Below are 16,387 nucleotides of genomic sequence, written 5' to 3'. Positions count from 1 at the left end.
CGATGACCTTGAAGAAAACCCGCCTCTGGGTATTGCTGGCTGCGTTCGCGGCCGCACCTGCATTCGCACAGAACATCGCCGTCGTCAACGGTACGTCGATTCCGAAGTCGCGCGCCGATGCATTGATCCAGCAACTGGTTCATCAGGGACAGCAGGACACGCCGCAACTGCAGCAGGCCGTGCGCGAAGAGCTCGTGAACCGCGAAATCCTGATGCAGGAAGCCCTGCGTCGCGGGCTACCGAATCGTCCGGACGTCAAGGCCCAAATCGCGGTCGCGCAGCAAACCGTGATGCTGCGCGCATTGATCGAAGACTTCGTGAAGACCAACCAGCCGACCGATGCCGAAGTCACCGCGCGCTACAACGCGCTCGTCAAGGATGCGGGCGGCAACGAATATCACCTGCACCATATCCTCGTCGACAACGAGCAGCAGGCGAAGGATCTGATCGCGAAGATCAAGGCCGGCGCAAGCTTCGAGGCTCTGGCCAAGCAGTACTCGAAGGACCCGGGATCGGGCAAGAACGGCGGCGACCTCGACTGGTCGGACCCGAAGGCCTACGTGCCTGAATTCGCGGACGCGGCCACGCATCTGCAGAAAGGCCAGATGACCGACACGCCGGTGCATACGCAATTCGGCTGGCACATCATCCGTGTCGATGGCATCCGCGCTGTCACGCCGCCTCCGCTCGAGCAGGTGCGCGCGCAGATCGTGCAGCAGATCCAGCAGGAAAAGCTGCAGGCGTTCGAAGAGAATCTGCGCAAGAACGCGAAGATTCAGTAAAGGTCGGCGGGCAGATTATCTTCTGATAGTCCGTCTGGCTCTGAAGCATGAATGCGATAAAGCCGCCCGTGGGCGTAATGCCGTTCAGTTAAGGTCTCTTTTGAGGACTCGAACGGTGTAACGAAACGGTCGGGTTTTGACGGTTCGAGCGCAACTGCGCCCGGACCGTTTCTCATTGGGAAGTTGTTTGAGCCGCTCACGCAGGCGCTTGAGCAGCGCGGGCAGTTTGCCGTACGAGCGCGTCACGGCCGCCCAGCTCATCTCGTACTGAATGGTGTGGAACGCGCGGATGAAGCTCAGTTCATCGGGTGCATGTCCGGCCGCCAGTGCGGCTTTGGCCATCTCCAGACGTATCAGGTTATAGGCGATCAGCGCGCCCCAGAATTCCTGATAGACGCCTTCCACGGTCTGGCTGCGAAGGGTCAGCTCCATGCCCAGCATCGACTGCTTGAACTCGTGGTAGCTGGTCTCGATCTGCCAGCGACGCTCGTAGCACGACACGATGTCGGCAGCCTTGAACCGTCTTCGATCAGTCAGGGACGTCAGCAGTGTCCGTTGCCGCCCACTTGCATCCACGGCGAGCACGGCGCGCGCTTGCCAGGATTCGGGCAAATCCGGGCATTTGGTGCGGGCCTGCGGTGAGACTCGCATTCGTACGATCTGGTCGCCGTCGTGCCCGCTCACGACCTCGCATCGCAGATTGGATTTGGCCGGAATGATGTAATGCCGGTTCTCGCCGCCCGAGACCAGATTGCACAGGAGCTGGGCCGACATGAACCCCCGGTCGAATACGGTGATGGAATTGTTTGGCACGCGAGGAATGAGTTCACGCGCCGAGACCATCTCGTTGATGTCGTAAGGACCGAACACAGCATCACGCACCAGATGCGTCGCAAGCGCGGTGAGCGTTACCGCGCGCAGTTGCGGATAGCTGCCAATGCGGCCATGGGCGGCGGCCGAGGCGCCGAAATGCCTGCGGTTGGCGGCACTGTCGGCGGTGCGCAGCGTGGTGCCATCCATCGCGAACAGCGAGAATCCCTTGAAGAGGTATTGGTCCTGATCCTGCGCAACCCAGTTTCTGGCTGATTCGTGAAACAGCCACGCCAGTGGCGCCGCGCCGACGCGCTGCCGCGCCTGGGTGATGGCGCTCTTACTGACAAACGACGCATCGGCCACAGGTAACGCAAGGTCCAGTTCATCGACAACCTCGCTGATCGACTGGTGCCGGTACAACGCCAGCGCAATCACCAGCCATACGATCTGTTGCGCGGGCAGCCGACGCCGACGTACGCTGGCACTGCCACTGGCCTGCACTGCATACTCGATCCATTCGTACGGCAGATGCTGACCCAGCCGGCCCCAATCGAGCGGCGGCCGGGATTCAACAAGGAGGCGCAGATCATCGACCAGCATGGCGATGAAAGTTAACATCGCCGCGTCCCGTTTACAACCGGTTTGCGCCAAAAACAAAAATGCCGTTCAGTCGCTTAACTGAACGGCATTACGCCCGTGGGCGGCTTTTTTGTTGCTGCAAGATTTGCAGCGGCGGCGTGCGTGGCTGCCGCAAAACAGGAGCCGCCGCACGCGGGTGGCAGCCCCTCGACTCATCAACCGAGCCAGCGGCGCGCGTTCTGGAACACGCGCAGCCATGGGCTCGCATCCGTGCCGATCTCGCCCCAGCCCTGCGGATGCCAGCTCATCTGCACCGTGCGATGCACGCGCTCCGTGTGCGGCATCAGCACCGTGAAGCGGCCGTCGGCCGTCGTGACCGACGTGATGCCCTCGGGCGAACCGTTCGGGTTGAACGGATACTGCTCGGTCGCCTGACCACGGTGATCGACATAGCGCATCGCGACCGCGACCTTCGACCTGTCGCCCTGCTGCGAGAAATCCGCAAAGCCTTCGCCGTGCGCGACCGCGACCGGAATGCGCGAGCCTTCCATGCCGGCGAAGAACATCGACGGCGATGCCTGCACCTCGACGAGCGAGAAACGCGCCTCGAACTTCTCGGACTTGTTGCGCGTGAACTTCGGCCATGCTTCGGCGCCGGGGATCATCGACGCGAGGCTGCTCATCATCTGACAGCCGTTGCAGATGCCGAGCGCGAACGTGTCGTCACGACCGAAGAACGCGGCGAACATGTCGGCCAGTTGCGCATTGAAGCGGATCGTCTTGGCCCAGCCTTCGCCGGCACCCAGCGTATCGCCGTACGAGAAGCCGCCGCACGCGACCGCGCCCGCGAAATCGGCGAGGTTCGCGCGGCCCGCCAGCAGGTCGCTCATGTGCACGTCGTGCGCATCGAAGCCGGCGCGATCGAATGCATAGGCCGTCTCCAGATGCGAGTTCACGCCCTGCTCGCGCAGGATCGCGACGCGCGGACGAGCGCCCTTGCCAATGAACGGCGCGGCGACATCGTCAGCCGGATCGAAGCTCAGCACCGGCGTGATGCCCGGGTCGGCCGTATCCAGCAGCGCGTCGTATTCGGCGTCGGCACAAGCCGGGTTGTCGCGCAGACGCGCGATGCGCCAGCTCACCTCGCTCCACGTGCGATGCAGTTCGGCACGCGGCGCTTCGTAGACCTTCTTCGCGTCGCGATAAATCTCGATCAGGTCGCGCTCGCTGGTCTTGCCGATCACGTGCGAGCACGCCGACAGACCATGCTCGCGCAGCGCGGCGAGCACCGCGTCGCGATCGGCCGTGCGCACCTGAACGACGGCGCCCAGTTCTTCGTTGAAGAGCGCGCGCAGCGTGCGGTCTTCGCGGCGGCCGCTGGTCTGCTTCGCCCAGTCCTTCGCGTCGCCGTAATCGGATTCGTGATGCGCGTCGAGCACCAGCATATCGACGTTCAGCGACACGCCCGCGTGACCCGCGAATGCCATTTCGCAGACCGTCGCCCACAGACCGCCGTCCGAGCGGTCGTGGTACGCGAGCAGCTTGCCGTCGCGATTGAGCGCCTGGATCGCGTTGAAGAAGCGCTTCAGATCTTCCGGATCGTCGACGTCCGGTACTGTGTCGCCGACCTGCTGCGTGACCTGCGCGAGGATGCTGCCGCCCAGACGCTGCTTGCCGCGGCCGAGATCGATCGCGATCAGCACCGACTCGCCGACTTCGCTCACGCGCTTCAGTTGCGGCGTCAGATGGCGGCGCACGTCTTCGACCGGCGCGAACGCGGAGATGATCAGCGACACCGGCGCGACCACTTCCTTCGCGACGCCGCTCTCCTCCCAGCGTGTGCGCATCGACAGCGAATCCTTGCCGACCGGAATGCCGATACCGAGCGCCGGGCACAGTTCCATGCCGATCGCCTTGACCGTGTCGTAGAGCGCGGCGTCTTCGCCAGGCGCGCCGCACGCGGCCATCCAGTTGGCCGACAGCTTGAGTTTGTCGAGCGACGCGATCGGCGCCGCCGCGATGTTGGTGATCGCCTCGCCGACCGCCATACGGCCAGAGGCCGGTGCGTTGATGACGGCGAGCGGCGTGCGCTCGGACATCGTCATCGCTTCGCCGCTGAAGCCTGCGTAGTCCATCGTCGTGATCGCGACGTCGGCCACCGGCACCTGCCACGGACCGACCATCTGGTCGCGCGCGGTCGTACCGCCGACCGAGCGGTCGCCGATCGTGATCAGGAACGACTTGCTCGCGACCGTCGGATGACGCAGCACGCTCTGCGCGACGTCCTGCAGCGCGAGGCCGGTCACGTCGACCGGTTCGAGTCTGCGCTCGACATGCTTCACGTCGCGGTGCATACGCGGCGCCTTGCCGAGCAGCACTTCCATCGGCATATCGACCGGCTGGTGCGCGCCTTCCGGCTGTTCGGCGTCGATCAGCTTCAGTTGACGCTCGGCGGTGGCCGTGCCGATCACCGCGAACGGGCAGCGCTCGCGCTTGCACATCGCCTCGAACACCGGCAAATCGGCCGGCGCGATCGCAAGCACGTAGCGCTCCTGCGCTTCGTTCGACCAGATTTCGCGCGGCGACAGGCCGCTCTCTTCGAGCTGTATCTTGCGCAGTTCAAACAATGCACCCTTGCCTGCACCGTCCACCACCTCGGGGAACGCGTTCGACAGACCGCCCGCGCCGACGTCGTGAATGCTCAGGATCGGGTTCTTGTCGCCGAGTTGCCAGCACGCGTTGATGACCTCCTGCGCGCGCCGCTCGATTTCCGGGTTGCCGCGCTGCACCGAGTCGAAATCGAGCTCGGCCGTGTTGGTGCCGGTCGCCATCGAGCTCGCGGCGCCGCCGCCCATGCCGATGCGCATGCCCGGACCGCCGATCTGGATCAGCAGCGAGCCTTCCGGCAGATCGTGCTTGTGCGTGTGCTGGTCGGAAATATTGCCGATGCCGCCGGCGATCATGATCGGCTTGTGATAGCCGCGCACGAGGCCCGCGACGTTCTGCTCGTAGGTGCGGAAGTAGCCGCCGAGATTCGGCCGGCCGAATTCGTTGTTGAATGCGGCGCCGCCGAGCGGGCCGTCGATCATGATCTGCAGCGGCGACGCGATGCGGTCCGGGCGGCCATACGCTTCGTGCTGGTCGGCCGGATTGCGCTGTGCGAGCGGCTGGGCGGTATCGCGCGCGTTTTCCCATGTCTCGACGCCATCCGGCAGTTCGAGGTTCGATACCGTGAAGCCCGCGAGACCGGCCTTCGGACGCGCGCCGCGTCCGGTCGCGCCTTCGTCGCGGATTTCGCCGCCAGCGCCGGTCGCGGCGCCCGGGAACGGCGAAATCGCGGTCGGATGGTTGTGCGTTTCCACCTTCATCAGCGTGTGTGTGAGCTCGACGCTGCGGCCATAGTGCTCGGGCAATTCGCTCGCGCCGAGCTGCGCCGGCGTGCGCGGGAACCAGCGCTCGGCCATGCCGCCGACCATGATCGCCGAGTTATCCGAATACGCGACGATCGTGCCCTGCGGATTCAGTTTCTCGGTGTTGCGGATCATATTGAACAGCGACATGTCCTGCTTTTCGCCGTCGATCGTCCAGTCCGCGTTGAAGATCTTGTGGCGGCAGTGTTCGCTGTTGGCCTGCGCGAACATCATCAGCTCGACATCGGTCGGATTGCGGCCGAGCTTCGTGAACGCGTCGACCAGATAATCGATTTCGTCGCCGGCGAGCGCGAGGCCGAGTTCCGCGTTGGCGGTTTCGAGCGCGGCGCGGCCGCTCGCGAGCACGTCGACGGTTTGCAGCGGCCTGGCCGGCAGTTCGTCGAACAGATGCAGCGCATGGTCGCGCGACGGCACGACGCTCTCGGTCATGCGGTCGTGTAGCGCCGCGGCGACGGCCGCACTCGCTTCGTCGGACAGCGTCTTCCTGCCGCCGAGCAGGCCGCTTTTCAGTGTCACCGTGTATTCGACGCCGCGCTCGATGCGGCGCACCTGCGTGAGGCCGCATAGATGCGCGATGTCGGTTGCCTTGCTGGCCCACGGCGACACGGTGCCAAAGCGCGGCACGACGAGGAAGGTCTCGACGGTGCCACGCTCGTTGCCTGCTTCGAACGGATTGCCGTAGTGCATCAGCGCCTCGACCTTCGCGCGGTCTTCAGCGGACAGTTCGGTCTGGGCGTTGACGAAGTGCAGATACTGCCCGCGCACGCCGGTGATATTCGCGTTGATGCGCGTGAGTGTGTCGAGCAGGCGGGTTTGACGGAAATCGGAAAGGGCCGAAGCGCCGGGGAAACACGAGAAGTGGGCCATGGGACTTGACGTTGCGTCGCTCATTGATGCCGGAGAGCCCCGCGCATGCAGGCGACGTGAGGCGGAAAGGAAGTCCGGGATTATACCCCGGGAACTGGCTTCCAGCGGGCTCCCGGGTGCGTGGGCGGCCGACAGCGCCCGGCCCCGCGCGCCCTCGCCGCGCTGCCCGTCGCGTCGCCGCGCGGGTGTTTTGACTGCTATCATTCGCGTTTCACCAGATCGGCGCACGCGGCCAGGGCTTCACCCGGCGGGGCGCCGCATGTCACAGCCAACGGGAACGCGCGCGAGCGGCCCGTCGGCACATCGAATCAGAGCAATGGATGTCATCGTCATTGGCGGCGGGATAGCGGGCGTCGCCACCGCTTATCACCTGCGCGCGGCCGGCCACCGGGTATGCGTCGTCGAGCGTCACGCGACCGTCGCGCAAGGCGCCACCTATGGGCAAGGCGGCACCGTGCTGCCGACGCCGCTCGACGTCTGGTTCGGCCCGACGTTCATGGCGAGCCGCTACAACGCGAAAAATGGCGTGATCAGCAAGACCGGTTTCAACGGCGCCGCGCGGCAGTTCATCAAGCAGCTCGGCGAGTGGCAGGAAGCCGGGGCGTTCGCGCGCCAATACGCGCTGCTGCGGCCGCTAATCGAATCCTCGCGCGATGCGATGGCCGACGTCGAAGCCCGCTTCGGCCTCGAATTCGAACAGGCGAGCGGGCTCCTGTATCTCGTGCGCGCCGCGCACGAATGGGAGCTGAGCGCGGCCGCACTCGATCTGCTGCGCCAGTTCGAGGTGCCGCATCACGTGCTGAGCCCGGCGGAATGCGCGGCGTTCGAGCACGCGGTGCCCACCGACCCGGAATTCGCGGGCGGCGTGCGGTTCGAGCACGAGCGCACCGCCAACTGTCCGCTCTTCACGAAGCTCGTCAAACAGGTGCTCGATACGCTGGGCGGCGTGCAGTTCATGGCGAACTGTGAAGTGACAGGCATTCGGCTCGAGAGCCAGCGTGCGGCGGTCGAACTCGCGCCGCGCGACGGCGCGCCCCGCTCGCGCGAAATCGACGTGGTCCAGGCCGACGCGGTCGTGGTCGCGGCCGGTTACGGCAGCCTCGCGCTGCTCGAGCGCGCGGGGCTCAGGCTGCCGCTGCATCCGCTGCGGCTGCATACGCTGGTCGCACCGATCGCGCACGAGGAATGCGCGCCGCACGTCGCGATCGTCGATGCGGTCAAGCGCATCGGCATCAGCCGCATGAACCATCGGCTGCGGATCGCGGGCGGCGCGGTGCTGCAAAGCGCCAGCCAGATCGACAAGCCGCTCGGCGAAGCGCTGACCAAAGAGGCGCTCGCGCTGCTTGGCCAGGCGACCCACGACTGGATTCCGGGCGCGGCGCGCATTTCGGCGGCGCTGCCCTGGGAAGGCGTGAAACTGCTGTCGCCCGATGGCTTGCCGGTGATCGGCAACGCGCTGCATCCGCGGCTGTTCGTCAACGTCGGGCATGGCCCGGCCGGCTGGGGTCTCGCCTGCGGCGCGGGCAAGCTCGTAGCCGAGCTGATGTCGGGACAGACGCCGACGCTGCCACCGGACACGCTCGCGGCGTTGCGGCCGCAGCGGTTCCAGTAAGGCCTCGCGCGCTCCTGTTGAACCGAAACAGCCGCACGCCGTGCGCGTTTCGGCACTACCATAGCGATTCCAAAGTCTGCCCGCCGTGCCACGGGCGCACCGCCAGGCTTCGCCATGCCAGACGCAGAAAACTCGCTGCCCACCCTGTTCGATCCGCTGACCGACTCGCAGCCGCGCGCGCTGCCGCTGCTGACGCTGACCGATTTGCGGATCGCCGAATCCCAGGCCGCCGCGACGCTGCCCGAACATACGCTGATGGCGCGCGCCGGCCTCGCGGCCGCGCGCTGGCTGCTCGAACGAATCGCCGCCGATACGTCGGTGACGAAATCGCAGCAGCGCGTGTGGCTGATCGCCGGCCCCGGCAACAACGGCGGCGATGCGCTGGTCGTCGCGACCGAACTGCATAAGGCCGGCGTCGCCGTCGAAGTCTGCATGCCGGCCGACGTGAAGCCCGCCGACGCGCGCTGGGCGCTCGAGGCCGCACGCGCTGCCGGCGTGCCGATCGACGCGGCGCCGCCGGCCTCGCTCGACGGCTATGGCTGGCTCGTCGACGGCATGTTCGGCATCGGCCTCGCGCGGCCGCTCGATGGCGTGTTCGCGGCACTCGCGCGGCAGTTGTCGCAGCGCACGAAGACGCGCCCGACACAAGGCGCCGTGCTTGCGCTCGACGTGCCGAGCGGGCTCGACAGCGACACCGGCGCGGTGATCGGCGGCAACGCGGCGACGGCGGTTCATGCGACGCACACGATCACGTTCATCGGGGCGAAGCCGGGGCTTTTCACCGCCCAGGGCCGCGACCTCGCCGGCCGGGTGACGGTCGCACCGATCGGACTCGCGGCGGGGATCGATGACGACGGCAGCCCGGATGCCGGCACAGGCGGCCCGCGTGCCGCGATGCAGCTCAGCGCCCCAGGGCTCTTTGGCCCGTTCATGCCCCCGCGCGACTTCGCGACCAACAAGGGCACCTTTGGCAGCCTCGCGGTGGTCGGCGGCGACACCGGCATGTGCGGCGCGCCGATCCTCGCGGCGCGCGCGGCGCTCTACACCGGCGCGGGCAAGGTGCACGTCGCGCTGCTCGGCGAAGGTGCCCCGCCCTACGATCCGCCGCACCCTGAACTGATGCTGCATCCGATCGACACGCTGCCGCTCGATTCGATGGACGCACTTGCGATCGGCTGCGGCATGGGGCATGGCGAACGTGCTACGCGCGTACTGCACGACGTGCTGCCGCTCGACGTCCCGAAACTGTTCGATGCCGATGCGCTGAACCTGATCGCCAAAGATCCCGCGCTCGCCGCCGAAGTCACCGCGCGCGGCGTGCAAGGCGATCCGTGCATCCTCACGCCGCATCCTCTCGAAGCGGCGCGCCTGCTCGGCAGCGACGCGGCGAGCGTGCAGCGCGACCGGCCCGCGGCCGCCCGCGCGCTCGGCGCGCGTTTTGCGAGCATCGTCGTGCTGAAGGGCGCCGGCACCCTCATCGCCGCGCCCGACGGCCGCCTCGCGCTGAACCCGACCGGCAACGCCGCGCTCGCGACGGGCGGCACCGGCGACGTGCTCGGCGGCATCATCGGCGCGCTGCTCGCGCAGCACCTGCCTCGCTACGAGGCGGCGCTCGCGGGCGTCTATCTGCACGGTCTTGCCGCCGATACGCTGAGCGAGCAAGGCCACGGCCCCGCGGGTCTGACGGCCGGCGAGCTGGCGCCGATGGTGCGTACCCTGTTGAACCGGCTGTTCTATCCGGCGACGGTCGCTTGACGGACGTATCGCGCGCGGGTTGTTCGCATCACCAGTTCACACGGCTGAAACATCGCCAGCCCAATCATGGCGAACGCGCGCAACGCACCGCTGCCCGTCACGCATCCCCGCTATACTGATTGCCTGCGCCGCGCGTCAGAGCTTGATGCGCGCACCTTCCTTCGTGCCCCTTGGTTAGACGGACGCTATGACCCAGAACTCGCTCCCCTCCTGGTCCTCGCTGCAGACGCATTACGACACGATTCGCAATGCGCATCTGCGCGACTGGTTCGCCCCCGAGAACGATCCCGCTCCCACCCGCGCCGAACGCTTGACGTTCGCGGGCGGCGGTCTCTCAGCCGATTTCTCGAAGCACCGCATCACCGACGAAACCCTGCAGCTGCTCGTGCAACTCGCACGCGAAGGAGGCGTCGAAAAGCGCCGCGACGCGATGTTCGCGGGCGAAGTCGTCAATCCGACCGAAGGTCGCGCCGCGCTGCACACCGCATTGCGCGCAACCGACCCGAACGCGCCGTTCTTCACCGAAGTGCAGGCCGAGCGTAAGAAAATGGCCGGGTTCGCCGAACAGGTTCGCAGCGGCGCATGGACCGGCTACACCGGCAAGCGGATTCGCCATGTCGTGAACATCGGCATCGGCGGCTCGGATCTCGGGCCGAAGATGGTCGTGCACGCGCTGCATCATCTCGCGACGCCCGAGATCTCGACGCACTTCGTGTCTAACGTCGACGGCGCCGATCTGTACAACGTGATGCAGCAGATCGATCCCGAACAGACGCTCGCGATCATCGTATCGAAGACCTTCACGACGCTCGAAACGATGACCAATGCGCGCTCGTTGCGCGACTTTTTCATCAAGAACGGCTGCCCGGAAAGCGCGCTTGCAAAGCACTTCGTCGGCGTGTCGGCGAATCCGCCCGAGGTCGTGAAGTTCGGCATCGCGAAAGAGAACGTGTTCGAGATGTGGGACTGGGTCGGTGGCCGCTATTCGCTGTGGTCGGCCGTCGGTCTGTCGATCATGATCGCGATCGGCCCGCAGCAGTTCGACGAACTGCTCGCCGGCGCGAACGAAATGGACCAGCATTTCCGCACCGCGCCGCTCGACAGGAACCTGCCGGTGCTGCTCGGCATGATCGGCATCTGGTATCGCAACTTCTTCGGCTCGCAGAGCTATCTGGTCGCGCCGTATTCGCAGGCGCTGCAATTCCTGCCGTCGTATCTGCAGCAGCTCGAAATGGAGAGCAACGGCAAGTCCGCGCGTCTCGACGGCGCGATGGTCGACTATGCGACTTCCGCGGTCACATGGGGCGAACCCGGCACGAACGGTCAGCACGCGTTCTTTCAGATGCTGCACCAGGGCCCGACGATCGTGCCGATCGACTTCATCGCGGTGCTGACGCCCGAGCATCCGCTCGCGAGCCATCATCCGAAGCTGCTCGCGAACTGCTTCGCGCAGAGCGAAGCGTTGATGCTGGGCCGCACGCTTGAAGAAGCGATGAAGGTGGCCGGCCCCGACAAGCCGGAACTCGCACCGCACCTCACGTTCCCGGGCAACCGCCCCACCGCGACACTGCTGCTCGACGCATTGACCGCGCGCACGCTCGGCGCGTTGATCGCGCTTTATGAGCATAAGGTGCTGGTGCAGGCGTCGGTGTGGAACATCAACCCATTCGATCAGTGGGGCGTCGAGCTTGGCAAAATTCTCGGCAAGGTGGTCGAGGCGGATCTGGGCGCGGCAAGCGCCGACGTGAAGAAGCATGACTCGTCGACCTCGGCGTTGATCGCGCGGGCGCGCGCTGCGTTAACGCGCTGAGTTGGCAGTTTGAAATGCGCAGTAGCGCGCGATAGCGGCCACTGGAAACCTGAAGCGGGCTACGGCCCGCTTTGTTTTTGCTTCGACGACGGCAGCTCGAGGCATGCGAGCGCAAGACTGCGGTCCGTTAGATCATCCAGCGAGCCGCCCCGCTTCGATCGTCACCGTCGTATCGCAACGGCGCGCGAGTTCGATGTCATGTGTGACAAGCACGAGCGTCGCGCCATGCGCGCGATTCAACTCGAACATCAGATCGATGACCGCGTGCCCAGTGGCCGCGTCGAGACTGCCGGTGGGTTCGTCGGCGAACAGGATCGCCGGGCGCGTGACGAACGCGCGCGCGAGCGCCACGCGCTGCTGCTCTCCGCCCGACAACAGCTTCGGATAATGACCGGTACGCTGCGCGAGCCCGACCTGTACGAGCAGCTCGCGCGCACGCGCGGCGGCCTCGCGTGTGCCGATGCCGCCTTGCAGCTCGAGCGGCAACGTGACGTTTTCGAGCGCGGTCAAATGCGGCATCAATTGAAACGACTGGAACACGAAACCGACCGCGCCGCTGCGCAACGCGGCGCGCCCGTCTTCGTCGAGCTCGCCGAGTTCGCGGCCGAGCAGCCGAACCGAGCCCGCGCTGGCGCTGTCCAATCCGGCAAGCAAGCCGAGCAGCGTAGACTTGCCCGAGCCGGATGCACCGACGATCGCCACACTGCTGCCGGCATCGATGGCAAGATCGATGTGATCGAGAATCGTCAGTTCGCCCGTCGCATCCTTAACCTTCTTGCATAAACCCCGCACTTCAATGACTGGATCAGTTCTGTTTGGCATGGTGAAGCGTAGGTTGAAAGTGCGCGCCATCGCCCCTCGCGCCGCGGCGCTGACTGCGGCATTCGGTGCGGCCATGATGGCCGCCGCGCTGGTTTCATTACCGTTGCAGGCTCACGCGGCAAATGCGCCCGAACCCGCGAAGCCGGTAATCGTCGTACTCGGCGACAGCATCTCCGCCGAGTACGGTCTGCCCCGCGATACGGGCTGGGTCGCGTTGATGCGTCAGCGGCTCGCCCAGGAGCGGATCGATTATAGCGTCGCCAATGCGAGCATCAGCGGCGACACGACGAGCGGCGGACGCGCGCGTCTGCCCGCGCTGATGGAACGGCTGAAGCCGAGCATCGTAATCGTCGAGCTCGGCGCCAACGACGCATTGCGCGGCGTGCCGCTCTCCACGACCGAGGACAACCTGCGCACGATCATCGAACAGGCGCAACAAGGCCACGCGAAGGTCGTGCTCATCGGCATGTACGTGCCGCCCAATTACGGCCCTGACTATACGCAAAAGTTCCACGGCCTATACGGCCAGTTGTCGAAGGAGTTCCATCTGCCACTCGTGCCGTTTCTGCTCGCCGGCATCGCGGACAAACCGGACATGTTCCAGGCCGATCAGTTCCACCCGACGCAGCAGGCACAGCCGCTGCTACTCAACAACGTGTGGCCCGCTGTCAAGCCACTCCTTCGCACAAGTTCGCCGCACTGAAAAGCCTGCTAACGACTTGTTTCCGGAACTTGGGGGAGCACGGATCGCCGACACATTCGATACATTCGAATCCCGTGCCACCCGGCTCATTCGTGAGCGACTTCTGAGGAGATAACGTTGAAATATTTACCGTTAATCGCTTTGACCGTCGCCATCTCGGCCTGCGCGGCTCAACCGCCGGCCGGCGTTCAGTCGGTCGGTCAAAGCCAGCAGCCGCCTCGCGCCGTCGCAACCTGCATTGCGCAGAAATGGGCGGATAGCTCGCAACAACAGGTGGTCTTGCAAAATACGCTTGCCAACGATCAGGCAATGGACGTCTACGTCCCGGGCCAGCAACCGCCCAACGGCGCGGCCGCGGTGGTCCGTCCGTCGTATAGCGGCAGGGGCACGTGGGTCGGTTTCCGCGCTAGCGGCGCTGGCGGCAGCAACGCCACCAGTGCGATCAGCGGCTGTCTTTGAAGCTGTCGCTCGGGCTGTAGACAAAAAAGCCCCGCATCTGCGGGGCTTTTCTTTGTGACGGGCAGGTAACGCTTACTGGTCGGCGGTTTGCGCGGCGCTGTCGGGCGTACCGTACAACTTCACGCTCGAGCGCTCGCGCAGCGCCTTCAGATAGGCTTCGGCCTGCGATTGCGCGTCCACCTGCGCAATCTGTTGCTGCGCGGCGGCGAGATGCTGTGCATCGGTGGGCGCGGGCGGCACGATCTGGTTCACGCGATAGATCGCATAGCCGTCGTCGCCGAGATCGACACCGACGTAGGCCGGCAGCTTTTGCGCATCGACCGTGTAGATTGCGCTCAGTGCGGCGGGCGGCACGCCCTGCGCGTCATTGCGTGACACCTTCAGCGGCGACGAGAAACCGGCGGTCGACTTCGACTTCTCGAACTCGGCCAGCTTCGCGATGCCGTCCTTGTGCGCCGCTTCGTTCGACTGCCCGGCGATCACCTTCTGGCGCACTGCGTCCTTCACCGCGTCGAACGCGGGCACGGCAGCGGGCTTGTAGTCCGTGACGCGCGCGGCGATCAGCGTGTTGTTGCCGACGTCGATGGCCTGCGTATTGTTGTGCGCCGACACCGAGTCGTTCGCGAACACGGCCCCGAGGAACTTCGGGTTGTTCAGCGGGCTGTCAGGCGGCAGCTTCGTATCCGGCTGCGGCGTGACCGTCGCGGTCTGGATCTGCAGCTTGAACTTGTCCGCGGCCGGCTGCAGGCTCTTGGACTTTTCGTAGACGAGCGACGTGAAGCCTTCCGAACTATCGGTGAACGCCTTGCTCGCCAGTTGCGTCTTCAGTTCCCTGGCGATCTGGTCTTTCACTTCGTCGAACGACTTCGTGACCGCCGGCTTCACATCCGTGACCTTGATGATGTGAAAACCGAAGTCGGTCTGCACGATGCCGCTGATTTCGTCCTTCTTCAGCGCGAACACCGCGTCGTCGAACGCCTGGCCGCCCGCGATCATGCCGCGGCCGAAATAACCGAGGTCACCGCCCTTCGATGCGGAACCCGGGTCCTGCGAGTTCTGCTGTGCGATCTGGGCGAACTGGTCCGGATGCGCCTTGAGCTGCGCGAGCAACTCCTCGGCCTTCTGCTTCGCCTTCGCCTTGTCGGCCGCGCTCGCGTCCTTCGGTGCCGTAATCAGGATATGGCTCGCGCGCACCTCGCCTTCGGTGCGGAAGTGCGCGATGTTGTCGTCGTAGTACTTCTTGAGGTCCGCGTCGCTCGGCTGCACCGATGCGCTCAGCGTGGCCGGCGAGATCACCAGGTACTGGATCGTCGCGGTAGCGGGCGTCGCGAAGTCATTGCGATTCGCGTCGTAATACGCTTGCAGTTGCGCATCGGTCGGCTGGATCTTCGCCGCGTAGTCGTGCGGATGGAACGCGATCCCCTGCACTTCACGCTGCTGCTGGGCCAACTCGGTCAGGTGCTGCGCGAGCGTCTTCGACGTGAACGCGCTCGCCTCGATGCTGGCGGGCAGTTGTTGCATCGCAAGGTTGTAGCGTACCCGCTCGTCGTATTGATCGGGCGTCATGCCCTGCATCGCGAGCAACTGCTTGTAGCGGTCGAGGTCGATCGAACCGTCGGGATTCTTCAGTGATGAGATCACCGGATCGGACAGCAGCGCGCGGCGCACCGCTTGGTCCGACGCGGTCAGATGCAGACGCTGCGTTTCGTCGGCGAGCACACGCTGCTCGATCATGCCGTCGAGCATCTGGCGACGACGCTCGGGCGTGTCGAACGACTTCATGTCGAACTTCGCGCCGAGCATCTGACGCCCGCGATCGATCTGCTGGCGCATCGCATCGTCGTATTCGACGCGCGTGATCTTGTGACCGTTGACACTCGCGACGTTTGCACTTTCGTCAAAGAAGCCGCGGAAGCCCTGAATACCCACGAAACCCAACCCCGGCAAAATGACGAGGATGAGCATGAACATCATCAGGCGTTGGTGATTGCGGAAAAAATCGAGCATGCGTGAGGGGTGCCAAAAACAGAACGCCCGATCTTACAACAGCGGGCAACAAAAAAGGCGAACCGGAGTTCGCCTTTCGTGGATACTGGCGGAGTGGACGGGACTCGAACCCGCGACCCCCGGCGTGACAGGCCGGTATTCTAACCGACTGAACTACCACTCCTTATACTGCGCTTTTGCGACATTCGCTGCCGAAAACACTATTGCTGAATCTGAAACTGGTGGGTGCTGAGAGGCTCGAACTCCCGACCTACGCCTTGTAAGGGCGCCGCTCTACCAACTGAGCTAAGCACCCGTTTCGTGATTCATTGCTTGATATGTTTTCCACTTTGCCGCTGTTTCCCCGTGAATCGTTGATGCAATCGGGTTAAGCGATTCGCCAAGCAGCAAGTCGATTAGTTTAGCGCATCCTTCAGAGCTTTTCCAGGCCTAAATTTAGGAACTTTCGCTGCCTTGATTTTGATCGCGGCGCCCGTGCGCGGGTTGCGTCCGGTGCGCGCGGTGCGCTTGCCGACCGCGAACGTGCCAAAGCCGACCAACGTGACCGACTCGCCCTTCTTCAACGTGCTTTTGACACCCGCGATGACTGCATCGAGCGCACGGCCGGCCGCGGCTTTGGAAATGTCGGCTTGCTGTGCGATGTGATCGATCAATTCCGTCTTGTTCATTCAAACCCCCGTGAATGTTTATTAGCAACTGTGACGTGCTTTCCAGCACTTCCTGCCACGCGGCCGGCGCTAACGCCAG

The 16,387-nt window shown here is 65.0% G+C and carries 11 protein-coding genes and 2 tRNA genes; 6 read left to right on the top strand and 7 right to left on the bottom strand.

Annotated elements, in window-relative coordinates:
• Positions 1-2 precede the first annotated feature (2 nt).
• On the top strand, positions 3-782 hold the full coding sequence (locus OKW43_RS22615) for a peptidylprolyl isomerase (protein ID WP_429449947.1): 780 nt from the start codon (positions 3-5) through the stop codon (positions 780-782).
• Positions 783-866: 84 nt separating this feature from the next.
• Here OKW43_RS22615 and OKW43_RS22610 read toward each other — a convergent pair whose 3' ends face one another.
• Both OKW43_RS22610 and purL read right to left on the bottom strand, forming a co-directional pair.
• A complete protein-coding gene (locus OKW43_RS22610) occupies positions 867-2,195 on the bottom strand; it encodes an IS4 family transposase (protein ID WP_429451765.1) in 1,329 nt (442 codons plus the stop codon).
• Between the two features lie 194 nt (positions 2,196-2,389).
• Positions 2,390-6,472 carry a phosphoribosylformylglycinamidine synthase gene (gene purL, locus OKW43_RS22605; protein WP_429449945.1) on the bottom strand — a complete coding sequence of 1,361 codons (4,083 nt, stop codon included), beginning with the start codon at positions 6,470-6,472 and terminating at the stop codon, positions 2,390-2,392.
• 316 nt (positions 6,473-6,788) lie between these two features.
• On the opposite strand from purL, the gene OKW43_RS22600 reads away from it, so the two are divergent.
• From OKW43_RS22600 to pgi, 3 genes are all read left to right on the top strand, one after another.
• Positions 6,789-8,084, top strand: a complete 1,296-nt coding sequence (locus OKW43_RS22600; RefSeq protein WP_429449943.1) for an FAD-dependent oxidoreductase — start codon at positions 6,789-6,791, stop codon at positions 8,082-8,084.
• A 114-nt stretch (positions 8,085-8,198) separates the two neighbouring features.
• Positions 8,199-9,839 (top strand): NAD(P)H-hydrate dehydratase, encoded by a 1,641-nt coding sequence (locus OKW43_RS22595; RefSeq protein ID WP_429449941.1) that lies wholly within the window; start codon positions 8,199-8,201, stop codon positions 9,837-9,839.
• Positions 9,840-10,026: 187 nt separating this feature from the next.
• Complete coding sequence (gene pgi, locus OKW43_RS22590; protein WP_429449939.1) at positions 10,027-11,649, top strand: glucose-6-phosphate isomerase; 1,623 nt, start codon at positions 10,027-10,029, stop codon at positions 11,647-11,649.
• Positions 11,650-11,781: 132 nt separating this feature from the next.
• Here pgi and OKW43_RS22585 read toward each other — a convergent pair whose 3' ends face one another.
• On the bottom strand, positions 11,782-12,471 hold the full coding sequence (locus OKW43_RS22585) for an ABC transporter ATP-binding protein (protein ID WP_429449937.1): 690 nt from the start codon (positions 12,469-12,471) through the stop codon (positions 11,782-11,784).
• Here OKW43_RS22585 and OKW43_RS22580 point away from each other — a divergent pair.
• Both OKW43_RS22580 and OKW43_RS22575 read left to right on the top strand, forming a co-directional pair.
• A complete protein-coding gene (locus OKW43_RS22580; protein ID WP_187635230.1) occupies positions 12,470-13,174 on the top strand; it encodes an arylesterase in 705 nt (234 codons plus the stop codon). The two genes, OKW43_RS22585 and OKW43_RS22580, sit on opposite strands and share 2 nt — an antisense overlap.
• 117 nt (positions 13,175-13,291) lie before the next feature.
• A complete protein-coding gene (locus tag OKW43_RS22575; protein ID WP_187635229.1) occupies positions 13,292-13,633 on the top strand; it encodes a hypothetical protein in 342 nt (113 codons plus the stop codon).
• 72 nt (positions 13,634-13,705) lie between these two features.
• On the opposite strand, the gene OKW43_RS22570 is transcribed toward OKW43_RS22575, so the two are convergent.
• From OKW43_RS22570 to OKW43_RS22555, 4 genes are all read right to left on the bottom strand, one after another.
• Positions 13,706-15,640 carry a SurA N-terminal domain-containing protein gene (locus tag OKW43_RS22570; protein ID WP_429449935.1) on the bottom strand — a complete coding sequence of 645 codons (1,935 nt, stop codon included), beginning with the start codon at positions 15,638-15,640 and terminating at the stop codon, positions 13,706-13,708.
• Between the two features lie 86 nt (positions 15,641-15,726).
• Positions 15,727-15,803 (bottom strand) — tRNA-Asp (locus OKW43_RS22565).
• Positions 15,804-15,859: 56 nt separating this feature from the next.
• Positions 15,860-15,935 (bottom strand) — tRNA-Val (locus OKW43_RS22560).
• A 100-nt stretch (positions 15,936-16,035) separates the two neighbouring features.
• On the bottom strand, positions 16,036-16,308 hold the full coding sequence (locus OKW43_RS22555) for an HU family DNA-binding protein (protein WP_187635227.1): 273 nt from the start codon (positions 16,306-16,308) through the stop codon (positions 16,036-16,038).
• Between the last annotated feature and the right edge of the window lie 79 nt (positions 16,309-16,387).

The organism is Paraburkholderia sp. WC7.3g, assembly GCF_050436345.1.
GTDB classification, from domain to species: domain Bacteria; phylum Pseudomonadota; class Gammaproteobacteria; order Burkholderiales; family Burkholderiaceae; genus Paraburkholderia; species Paraburkholderia podalyriae.
The sequence above is the reverse complement of the archived record's forward strand: the minus strand, read 5'-3'. Positions and strand labels throughout refer to the sequence as shown.